At 57.2% G+C, this 11,949-nt stretch carries 6 protein-coding genes; 3 read left to right on the top strand and 3 right to left on the bottom strand.

Translation table 11 applies throughout. The annotated features are described in order from the left end of the window. Positions 1-216: 216 nt before the first annotated feature. Positions 217-3,567, top strand: coding sequence for a PD40 domain-containing protein (locus tag IPN69_03555; protein ID MBK8809792.1), 3,351 nt, complete (start codon positions 217-219; stop codon positions 3,565-3,567). An 800-nt stretch (positions 3,568-4,367) separates the two neighbouring features. Further along, positions 4,368-7,625, top strand: a complete 3,258-nt coding sequence (locus IPN69_03550) for a PD40 domain-containing protein (protein MBK8809791.1) — start codon at positions 4,368-4,370, stop codon at positions 7,623-7,625. A 154-nt stretch (positions 7,626-7,779) separates the two neighbouring features. Here IPN69_03550 and IPN69_03545 read toward each other — a convergent pair whose 3' ends face one another. Together IPN69_03545 and IPN69_03540 are read right to left on the bottom strand one after the other, a co-directional pair. Continuing rightward, positions 7,780-8,361, bottom strand: coding sequence for a TIGR00730 family Rossman fold protein (locus tag IPN69_03545; protein MBK8809790.1), 582 nt, complete (start codon positions 8,359-8,361; stop codon positions 7,780-7,782). A 7-nt stretch (positions 8,362-8,368) separates the two neighbouring features. Beyond that, positions 8,369-9,142, bottom strand: coding sequence for a nuclear transport factor 2 family protein (locus tag IPN69_03540; protein ID MBK8809789.1), 774 nt, complete (start codon positions 9,140-9,142; stop codon positions 8,369-8,371). 136 nt (positions 9,143-9,278) lie between these two features. Here IPN69_03540 and IPN69_03535 point away from each other — a divergent pair, with 136 nt between their 5' ends. Next, entirely contained in the window at positions 9,279-10,601 is a 1,323-nt protein-coding gene (locus tag IPN69_03535; GenBank protein ID MBK8809788.1) for a hypothetical protein, read from the top strand. Between the two features lie 19 nt (positions 10,602-10,620). On the opposite strand, the gene IPN69_03530 is transcribed toward IPN69_03535, so the two are convergent. Next, positions 10,621-11,928, bottom strand: coding sequence for a beta-lactamase family protein (locus IPN69_03530; protein ID MBK8809787.1), 1,308 nt, complete (start codon positions 11,926-11,928; stop codon positions 10,621-10,623). Positions 11,929-11,949: the final 21 nt, after the last annotated feature.

Below are 11,949 nucleotides of genomic sequence, written 5' to 3'. Positions count from 1 at the left end.
CGAACTGTTTCGTGCCATTCGGCTGATTTGTCGATTTGCAGCCGTCACGAATGAAGAAATTGTGAATCTTTTGACCGGATTCCTGCGTAGTAAATAACGAAACCCGATCGACCGCCGATGATTTCCATCAGCCTGACGGCCTGTTCCCTTTGTCCGGCCTTGGAATGCAGTTCCGCTCGGCGTGTCCGCCAATCTTTCATAACGGAGAATAAAAACTTGAGAAAGTTCGCTTTGTCATCGCTCTTTGTGGTCACGCTGGCCGTGCTGACTCTCGCGCAGACGGGACAGGTCACATTGTTCCGTCAACCGGCGATCAGCCGTTCCGAAATCGTTTTCTCGTATGCGGGGGATCTCTGGATTGTGCCGCGCGCCGGGGGCGACGCGCGTCGTTTGACGACCGGAGTCGGGGTCGAGACCGCCCCGTATTTTTCGCCCGACGGATCGATGATCGCCTTCACGGGCGAATACGACGGAAATACGGATGTCTATGTCGTTCCCGCGGCGGGCGGAGTTCCGCGGCGCGTTACATATCATCCCTCGCTCGACGAAGTGTCGGGCTGGACTCCCGACGGCCAGAGCGTTCTGTTTGTCTCGACCCGCAATAGCAGCTCGAATTTCTCAAGGCTCTATACGGTCGGCGTCGAAGGCGCCGGACTTCCGGTCGAACTTCCGCTTCCGATGGTCGATCGCGGATGGCTCTCTCCGGACGCGCAGTACGTCGCGTACGAACCGCTCTCACAGTGGCAGTCGGACTGGAAGCGTTATCAGGGCGGCCAGACACAACCGATCTGGATAGCAAAACTGGCAGATTCGACGATCGAAAAGGTTCCGCGCGAGAATTCGAACGACAAGTGCCCGATGTGGGTCGGCGACAAGGTCTATTTTCTGTCGGATCGCAACAACGGCGTCGTGACCCTGTTCTCCTACGATACGCGTTCAAAAAAGGTCGAGCAGATCGTTGAGAACTCCGGACTTGACATCAAATACGCTTCGGCCGGCGGCGGCGCCATCGTTTACGAACAATTTGGGGCGATCTACACCGTCGATGTCGGTTCGAAGTCACCGAAAAAGGTGAACATCCGCGTCACCGGCGATTTTCCCGGCGTGCGGCCGCGGTTTGAGCGCGTCGGTTCAAGGATCGCGGGCGCGGCGATCTCGCCGACCGGCGTTCGAGCGGTTTTCGAGGCCCGCGGCGAGATCATCAGCGCGCCGGCCGACAAGGGCGACGCGCGCAATCTGACAAATACGACCGCCGTTATGGAGCGCGAACCCGCGTGGTCGCCCGACGGCAAATGGATCGCGTATTTCTCGGACGAATCGGGCGAATATATGCTTCACCTGCGCGATCAATCCGGCGGCGGCGAGGTCAAGAAGTTCGCCCTCGGCGACGGCAAGCCCGGTTTTTTCTCGGGGGCCGTCTGGTCGCCGGACAGCAAGAAGATCGCTTACAACCGGCAGGACGTGAGTCTTTGGATACTCGATGTCGAAAAAGGGACGAACACGCGGGTCGATCAGAATACGTACGGCGATTTCGGCGACGTGATGGAACCGACCTGGTCGCCGGACAGCAACTGGATCGGATATCCCAAACAGCTCGACAATCGCCTGCGCGCGGTCTTTCTTTACGCCGTGGACAAAGCGCAGACGTTTCGCGTGACGGATGGACTTGGCGACGCGCGTCACGTCGTTTTCGACAAGAGCGGCAAGTACCTGTTCTTTACCGGCAGCACGAACGTCGGTCCGACGATCAGTTTCGCCGACCTTTCGGGCATCAATCACCAAACGTCACGCAACGTCTACGCGATCGTTCTGCGCAATGATATTCCGTCGCCGCTGGCTCCGGAAAGCGACGAAGAAAAGGTTCAGGAAGAGAAGAAAGAAGCGCCCGCGCCGACACCCGCCGTTTCACCGTCACCGTCACCGACGGCGACGCCCGCGGTTGCAGCAACGCCGGTAGCCGCCGCGACGCCGGTTGCTCCGAAACCGAAAGCGCCCGAACCGACGCGCGTCGATCTCGATGGCATCGACCAGCGAATCATCGCGATCCCGCAGATCCCGGCGCGTGATTTTACAGGACTTTTTCCCGGAAAGCCCGGAATTCTCTATATAACCGAACTTCCCGCGGCGCCGCAGGCCGGACCGTTCGGACTGACGCTGCACAAGTTCGATCTCGAAAAACGAAAGCTCGAAGAGGTTCGTCCGGGAATCAACGGATTTGCGATCTCGGCCAACGGCGAAAAGATGCTCTTCCAGCAAGGGCCGATGTGGAATATGATCTCGACGATGTTTCCGGCGCGGCCCGGCGAGGGAATCGTCAAGACCTCGGATATGGAGGTTTACGTCGATCCGCGCGCCGAGTGGAAACAGATGTTCAACGAGATCTGGCGCGGCGAGCGGGACTTTTTCTACGATCCGAACATTCACGGGCTCGATATCGAAAAGGCCAAGAAGCTTTACGGGCCGTACGTCGACGTCGTTGCGCATCGCGACGACCTTAACTATCTTTTCCGCGAAATGCTCAACCAGATCACCGTCGGCCATATGTACATCGGCGGCGGCGATCAGCCGCGTCCGAATTTCGTTCCCGGCGGCTTGCTCGGCGCGGACTACAAGATCGAGAACGGACGTTATCGCTTCGCGCGCGTCTACAACGGCGAAAACTGGAATCCGCAGCTCCGCGCGCCGCTCACGGCGCCCGGTGTAAACGTCAAGCCCGGCGAGTATCTGCTGTCGGTCGCGGGACGCGATCTGAAATCCACCGACAACCTCTATCGCTTGTTTGAGAGCACGGCGAACAAACAGATCGTCATCAAGGTCGGTCCTAATCCCGACGGAAAGGACTCACGTGCCGTAACGGTCGTGCCCGTCGGAACCGAAACCGGACTTCGCAATCTGGCGTGGATCGAGGACAACCGCCGCGCGGTCGATCGGTTGAGCGGCGGGAAACTCGGCTATGTGTATATTCCAAACACCGGCGGTCCCGGCTATCAGAGTTTCAATCGCTACTTTTTCGCACAGACGGACAAGTACGGCGCGGTCATCGACGAACGATTCAACGGCGGCGGACTTCTCGCGGATTACGTCGTCGAATATCTGAGTCGCCAGCAGCTTGCGAAGATCGCGTTTCGCGCCGGCAAGGACTGGAACGTTCCAGCAGGTGCGATCTACGGCCCGAAGGCGATGCTGATCAACGAACTGGCCGGTTCGGGCGGCGACGCGATGCCTTGGTTCTTCAAGAATCTCAAGGTCGGCGCCCTTGTCGGCAAGCGTACCTGGGGCGGGCTTGTTCGGGCTTCGGGAATTCCGACGCTGATGGACGGCGGCAGCATCCGCGCTCCGAACGGCGCCGTTTACGGGTTGAACGGGCAATGGGAAGTCGAGAACGTCGGCGTCGCACCCGACATCGAGGTCGAATACGATCCGGCGATGTGGCGCCAAGGGCGGGATCCGCAGCTTGAAAAGGCGGTCGAATGGCTGCTCGAAGAACTGCGCAAGAATCCGCCGAAGGATTACAAGCGTCCGGATTATCCGAATTATCACAAATCGACCGGACTTGGGAAACCGTAAATCCACGGATTCCGGGGATTCCAGGGATTCCGGGGATTCCAGGGATTCCGGGGATTCCAGGGATTCCGGGGATTCCAGTGAGATTCCAGGGATTCCAGGGATTCCAGTGAGATTCCAGTGAGATTCCAGGATTCCAGGGATTCCAGTGAGATTCCAGGATTCCAGGGATTCGAGAGATTCCAGTGAGATTCCAGTGAGATTCCAGGGATTCCAGGGATTCCAGTGAGATTCCAGGATTCCAGGGATTCGAGAGATTCCAGGGATTCGAGAGATTCCAGTGAGATTCCAGTGAGATTCCAGGGATTCCAGGGATTCCAGAGATTCCAGTGAGATTCCAGTGAGATTCCAGGATTCCAGGGATTCGAGAGATTCCAGTGAGATTCCAGGGATTCCAGGGATTCCAGTGAGATTCCAGGGATTCCAGGGATTCGAGAGATTCCAGTGAGATTCCAGGGATTCCAAGGATTGAAAACTGGAATTTGGAATAATTGGAATTTGGAATAATTGGAATTTGGAATAATTGGAATTTGGAATAATTGGAATTTGGAATAATTGGAATTTGGAATAATTGGAATTTGGAATAACTGGAATCTGGAATTTGGAATAACTGGAATCTGGAATTTGGAATAATTGGAATTTGGAATAACTGGAATCTGGAATAACCGGAATTTGCAATAACCGGAATTTCGAATAACTGGAATCTGGAATATCTGGAATCTGGAATTTGGAATTTGGAATAACTGGAATCTGGCTTCTGGAATTCGGAATATCTGGAATCTGGAATTTGGAATTTTAAGAATATGAAAAACATCGTAACCATCATCTTCGCAACAATTGTTTTCGCGGCCGGCGCGTTTGCGCAGGGCGCGCCGTTGATCCTTCGCCAGCCGACGATGAACAAGACCGACATCGTCTTTTCGTTCGGCGGCGATCTGTGGAAGGTCGCGCGTGAAGGAGGCAGTGCCGAACGTCTGACGAGCGGCGTCGGCATCGAAGCCGGGCCTTCGTTCTCGCCGGACGGAAACTGGATCGCCTTCACCGGCGAGTATGACGGAAACGTCGATGTTTTTGTCATCCCCGCAAGCGGCGGAGAACCGCGAAGGGTGACTTTCCACCCCAGCAACGACAGCGTTATCGGCTGGACGCCCGATGGAAAATCCGTGATGTTTCTTTCGGGGCGCAACTCCGGGATGCCGGCTCCCAAAATGTACACGATGCCGGTCAGCGGCGAGGGAATGCCGACCGAATTGCCGTTTCCGATGGCCGGCGGCGGCGCTTCGTTCTCGCCGGACGGGTCACGGATCGCGTATATGCCGCTCGCCGGCGCGTTCGCGCAGTGGAAACTCTATCGCGGAGGCCGGACGACGAAGATCTGGATCGGCAACCTCGCCGATTCCGCCGTCGAGGAGGTCCCGCATATCAACGCCAACGATTACACTCCGATGTGGTTCGGCGACAAGATCTACTTTCTTTCCGACCGCAACGGCCGCAACGTAACGCTCTATTCTTTCGATACGAAGACCAAAAAGGTTGCGCCGTCGCTGACGAACACCGGATTCGATCTGAAGACCGCTTCGGCCGGCCCGGACGGGATCGTCTACGAGCAGTTCGGATCGATCAATATCTTCGATCCTGGATCGGGCAAGTCGAAAAAGGTCGATATTTCGGTCAGCGGCGACCTCGCCCAGGTTCGTCCGCGTTACGAGCGTGTCGCTCAGCGAATTCAGAACGTCGCGCTCTCGGCGACCGGCGCACGTGCCGTTTTCGAAGCGCGCGGCGAGATTCTCAGCGTTCCCGCCGAAAAGGGGAATCCGCGAAATTTGACGAACACGCCGGGCGTTGCCGAACGCGATCCGGTATGGTCGCCGGACGGCAAGTGGGTCGCCTATTTCTCCGACGAATCGGGCGAATACGCGCTTCATCTCCGCGATCAATCGGGAATGGGCGACGTCAAAAAGATCAGCCTCGGAAATCCCTCGTCGTATTTTTACAAACCGAAGTTCTCGCCGGACAGCAAGAAGATCGTTTTCACCGATAAACGTCTGAATGTCTGGTACCTCGAAGTTGAAAAGGGAACGCCGGTGAAGGTCGATGTGAACACGTTCGAGAATCCGTTCGAGGTTCTCGATCCGAGCTGGTCGCCGGACAGCAAATGGATCGTCTACACGAAACAGCTCCGCAATCGTCTCTGCGCCGTCCACGTTTTCTCGCTTGAAACGGGAAAGTCGAGCAAGCTGACCGACGGATTGTCGGACGCGAGATACGCGGTTTTCGACCGCAACGGAAAATACATCTATTTCACCGCCAGCACCGACAACGGCCAAACGACGGGCTGGCTCGATATGTCGAGTTTTCCGTTCTCGACGACCCGGAGCGTTTACGCGATCGTCCTGAAGAAGTCCGATCCGTCTCCGCTCGCGCCGGAAAGCGACGAGGAGAAGGTCGTTGATCCGGCAAAGGTCGAAGCGCCGAAAATGCCCGGAAAGCCTGAGCCGGTGACGGTCACGATCGATGTCGAACGAATCGGACAGCGCGTCGTTGCACTGCCGGTGGCGGCGCGCGATTATGTCGCGATCTTTCCCGCGCGCGCCGGATCCTTTTTTCTCCTCGAGAGCATTCCGGCAAGCGGAACCGGTTCGACGCCGAACTTCGGCGCAACGGTCCATCGCTTTGATACCGACAAACGCAAGGCCGAAAAGGTTCTCGACGGCGTGACGCAATTTGACGTTTCGGCGAACGGCGAAAAGATGCTGTTCGGACAGTTTCCCGGAAGGTTCACGATCGCGTCAACGTTTCTTCCGATGCGACCCGGCGAGGGCGCGCTGAACGTCGGTGAGATGGAGGTTTATGTCGATCCGCGCGCCGAATGGAAGCAGATGTACCGCGAAGCGTGGCGGATCCAGCGCGATTTCTTCTACGATCCGACGTTTCACGGGGTCGACATCAAGAAGATGGAAGAGCGCTATCGCCCGTTCGTCGATGGGCTCGCGACGCGCAACGATCTGAATTATCTCTTTCAGGAAGCGCTCGGCAACCTGACCGTCGGACACCATAACTCGTTCGGCGGGGACTCGCCCCAGCCGACGCGATACCAGGTCGGGTTGCTCGGCGCCGACTACAAGATCGAGAACGGGCGCTACCGATTCGCGCGCGTTTATGACGGCGAGAACTGGAATCCCGGACTCGTTGCGCCGTTGACGCAGCCGGGCGTGAACGTCAGTTCCGGCGAATACCTGCTCGCGGTTCGCGGTCGTGAACTGAAAGCGACCGACAATATTTACTCGCTCTTCCAGCAAACCGCGGGACGCCAGATCGTGATCCGCGTCGGACCGAACCCGGACGGTAAGGACGCGCGCGACGTGACGGTCGTTCCGGTGGCCAACGAAGCCGGACTCCGAAACCTCGCGTGGATCGAGGACAATCGCCGCAAGGTCGAGGAACTGAGCGGCGGCAAGCTCGCGTATGTCTATTTGCCGAACACCGGCGGCCAGGGCTACACGAACTTCAACCGTTACTACTTTGCGCAGATCGATCGCGAGGGTGCGGTCATCGACGAACGCTTCAACGGCGGCGGCAGCGCGGCGGACTATATGATCTCCTATATGAAACTGCCGCTGATGAATTACTGGTCGACGCGCGAGGGCGAGGATTTCACGACGCCGGCAACGGCGATCTTCGGTCCGAAATCAATGATCATCAACGAGTATTCGAGCTCGGGCGGCGACCTTTTGCCGTTTCTGTTCCGCCAGAACAAGGTCGGAACGCTCGTCGGCAAACGCACTTGGGGCGGACTTGTCGGAATCTACAACTATCCGACGCTGATCGATGGCGGAAGCGTTTCGGCGCCGCGCGTCGCGTTTCGCAATCCGCAGGGCGAACTCGATGTCGAAAACAAGGGCGTCGCGCCCGACGTCGATGTCGAGCTCGATCCGGTGATGTGGCGCCAGGGCCGCGACACGCAACTCGAAAAAGCGGTTCAGGTGACGATGGAAGAACTGAAGAAACGCCCGCTCAAGACGCCGGCGAAGGGGCCGTTTCCGAGCTATCCGAAGCAGTAAGAACAGTGAGCAGTGAGCAGTGAGCGGTGAGCAGTGAGCGGTGAGCAGTAAGCGGAGAGCGGAGAGCGGTGAGCACTGCTCACATCCTACTGCTCACTGCTTACCGCTCACTGCTCACTGTCCAGCTTACCGCTCACCGCTTACTGCTCACTGTTCAAAGGTTTTCCTTTTGGAGCCATTTTTCGAGATGAGTCGGTTCGAACTCTTTCATTTTCGACAAAAGGAGTTCCGGGTCCGAATCCTCGATGATCAACTGGCGGTGCTCGCGGCGCAGAAAGCCTTCGGTCACGGCGTTGTCGCAGAGCGCAAGGAGCCCGTCGTAATAGCCGGCGATATTGAGGATGCCGCACGGCTTGTTGTGAAATCCGAGCTGCGCCCAGGTCAGGATCTCAAAAAACTCCTCGAACGTTCCGATTCCGCCGGGCATCGCGATGAATCCGTCTGCGAACTCGGCCATCTTAGCCTTGCGTTCGTGCATCGAGTCGACGACCAAGAGTTCGGTCACCTCGCGATGGCCGACTTCCTTTCGCTCGAGTGAATCGGGAATGATCCCGACGACCGTTCCGCCGCCGCGCATTACCTCGTCGGCGATGACGCCCATCAGCCCGACCTTGCCGCCGCCATAGACGAGTCGGATGCCCGCCGAGACGAACAGATTCCCGAGACGCTTCGCGGCTTCCGCATACTCGCTGCGAAAGCCGCTGTTTGATCCGCAAAAGACGGTGATACTTTTCATTAGGGAACTAATCCAGGTTGGCCTGAGTTTTCGAGGTCATCTTGTCATTGGTGAAGGTCGCGAAAATCATCCGGTAGTTGCCCCCGTCCCATTTGTACGATCGAATCTGGTAGTTGCCCACTGTCTCGGAAAAAGTTACTTCACCTTCCGAGCCGAGGATGGAAACGACCGCACGGTACGACATTCCGGTTTTGAGCCGCTTGTACTTCGCCAACGAAAGCTGGCTTTCGGCGCCAAACGAAATATTGATGTACGAGACCGAGTTGGGGGTCGGCGTCGTGCGTTCCGACGGCATCACCGGCCGGTTCGCGTCCGGCATATCCGGCGACGTGTGCAGGTGAACGACCTTCCAATCCTTGCCGATCTTCTTGAAGACCAGCGTCATTCGCCCCGAAGCGCTTTCGGCCTTGCCGTCGAAATCCTGCGTTTGCTTCCATTTGCAGGAAACATAGGCGGTTGTCGGGCTGAGGATCTCGACGCGGACGCCGGTCGTTTCGAGCGTCACGTTCGTCGTCTTTGAATAAAGCCGTTCGCGGTTCGCGCGCATCGTTTCCCAGCCTATCGTCGCCGAACCGTTGTTGTTGAAAAACAACGTGCGGTCGCTTTTCTCATAGACCGACATCACTTTTTCGACATCAGAGCTCTTGATTCCCTCAATGAGAATGTCAAAAACCGCGCGGACTTCCTTCGAATGATCGACCTTTGCGGTGGTCTTCTTCTGACTAAAAACCGAACCGGTGAGCGCGACAATGATAAATCCGATCAACGCAAAATTTTTCATAAATCGAGTCCTTAAAATTTAGCTAATACCAAACTAAGTTTATAATCGAAAGGCTTCAATTCAAAGTGATTTTGTTATGGCGGAAACATTCAAATGTCCATCTTGTTCGGCCCCGCTCGAATATGAAGGAAAAACGATGCAGAAGTGCAAATTCTGCGGCAGCAGCGTGATCGCGCCGACCGGCGTGGTGCGCAGCTCGAGTTTCTTCGGTCGCGTCGGCGCGCTGGACTTCGGCGATCTCTCTTCGCTCACCGGCAAGGCGCTGAAGATCGCCGAGATCCAGGGCTTGATCCAGAATGGCCGGAAGATCGAGGCGATCAAGGTGTTTCGCGAAACGTTCGGCGTCGGTCTGGCCGAAGCGAAGAACGCGGTCGAAGCGCTTGAACGCGGCGAGAGCGTCGATCTTTCGGGAATGAGCGTTTCGACCGGGAAGGCGCCGATCCGTGTCGCGGTCGACGGAAACACCGTCAAAAAGGTCGCGCTCGGCGTCGGCGGATCGATAGCCGGGGTGTTTCTCGTGACCGCGATTATCATCATCGGCGCAATCGTTTTCGCTTTCTATATGGTCTCGCGGACCGTGGACCGTGCGCTCGATTCCGTTCCAAATTCTTCGGCGCCCGCCACACCGGTTCGTGAGATCAAACCCGGCGGGAAAGAAGATTCGCCGTCGATCGCGGCCGAAATCCTGAGATTCGGCGGAGAGGGAATCGGCGCCGGCAAATTCAAAGACAATCGGACGGTCGCGGTCGCCCCGGACGGACGCATTTTCTCGGCGGACTACTCAGCCGGACGCGTACAGGCTTTTGACGCAAACGGGCAGTTTCAGCTTCAGGTCACCGCCGACACAAATAAGACGGTGGACGCGCTGGCGGTCGACCGCAAGGGCACTCTGTTTGTTTTGCAGGGTTACAACATAAATCGCTTCGACTCCGCGAACGGCGGCACTCTTGGGACGACACGCGTCGACAACGCCTCGGATATGACGCTCGCGCTTGACGGCAAATTATATGTGTCGACGCGGCGGGGCGAGATCCACGTTCTCGGCGCCGACGGCGAAAAGATCCGCGCTCTCAAGATCGCGAAAGATCTGAATTTGGATTACATCGAACATATCGCGGTCGACGGCACCGGAAATCTGTTCGTCGTTGACGGCCGGAACTACGCGATCTTCAAACTCTCTCCGGACGGAAAGCTCCTGACGCGCTTTGGCGGGCGCCCTGAAAGTCCTTCAAACCGCTCGGCAAAGGGGATGTTTGGCGGGCGGCCGAACGATGTCGCCATCGACTCGCAGGGGCGGTTGTATGTTTGCGAAATCGAACGGGTTTCGATCTTCGATTCGAACGGAAACTATCTCAATGACTTCAAGACGAAACAGGCCTTCGGAATAGCGATCGACGACAAGGATCAAGTCTTCATCGCCTCGCGCCCGAATGTGATCGCGTACAAGGTTGCGCTTTGATCCCGACGGAACTCCTAACTCACGGATTATTTTGCATTTGCGCGACGAACAGCGGTCGGACATCGTTCCAGATCACAGTCGCCGTCGGGACGTTGCTGTTGACGAGGATGATCGCCGTATAATTGTGCTCGAAATCGATCCATGGCGTGCATCCGAACGCGCCCTGGTCGCTGAGTTCGGGACCCGGCGTGGTCGGCGCCGGCTGGCTGCGAAGATATGCCGGATCGCTGTGCCACCAGCCGTAACTATAGCCGGTCAAACGATTTCCGCCCGGATTGTTGAGCGCCGTCAGCCCGCGCCGCTGATCGGTCTGCATTTCGTAGTAAGTGCCGTTCGCGATGATTCGATTGACGCCGAATGTGCCGTTTGCGAGATACATCTGCAGGATCCGGGTGTAATCCGAAACGTCCGAGAACGCGCCGCCGGGAACGCGCGGATTCTGGGTGTTCGTGTAGGTGTATCGAGTCAGTCCGAGCGGATTGCCAACTTTTTGCGCGAAAAACTGGTTCCAGCTCTGCCCGGCGATGACCTCGGCGACGTAGCCGGCAAGCTGCATCGAATTGCCGCCGTAATCGAATCTTGTTCCGGGCGTGTACGACAGCGGTAAATTGAGGATCTGCTGCGCGCATAACTGCAACGTCGTGGTGCGGTCGTCGAGGCACGACGCATCCGCGGTTCCTGAAAGCCCCGACGTATGGTTCATCAGCATCCGCATCGTCAAATTCGCCTTGTCCGCGGGTACGTTCACGAAACCGTTGAGGTAGGTCGTGACCGGAGCGTCGAGGTTCAGCAAACCCGAATCAACGAGCGTCATTATCGCGGTCATTGACGGCATCTTGGTCGCGGAAGCAAGCGGGAGGATCGTGTTGACCGTCTGACTGCCGAACGCCTGCGAATAGATCACCCGCCCGTGGCGCGAGATCATCATCGTCAAGCCGGGAACGGTCGACGGAACGTGACTTTGCAGCGTTCCGCTGAGCGCGGTCCAGTCGTAGTTTCCGACGCTCGTGTTTGATACGTTCAAGCTCAACGAATTCGACGGGCGTCCTTTCGAGACGACCGACACCTGCAGGCTGCCGGCAGATGCGACCACATTCGCCGGGACCACGGCGCGCAGACGGTTCCACGCGACGAAATATGTGTCGAGGTCAACTCCGTTCAAACGAACCACCGAGCGCTTTGAGAAATTCGAACCGTTTACGACAATCGGCAGGTTCTGCGCTCCAGTTTGAACCGCGTTCGGACTGATCGAATAGACGCGCGAACGCTGCGCCGACACCACGTTCGCGGCCACGAGCACCGTCACTAACAGCAAGATCTTGTTCATTTTTGATACGAAAAGAGGGCA

The organism is Acidobacteriota bacterium, from assembly GCA_016715115.1.
GTDB lineage: Bacteria > Acidobacteriota > Blastocatellia > Pyrinomonadales > Pyrinomonadaceae > JAFDVJ01.
This window is presented reverse-complemented; position numbering and strand designations above follow the sequence as displayed.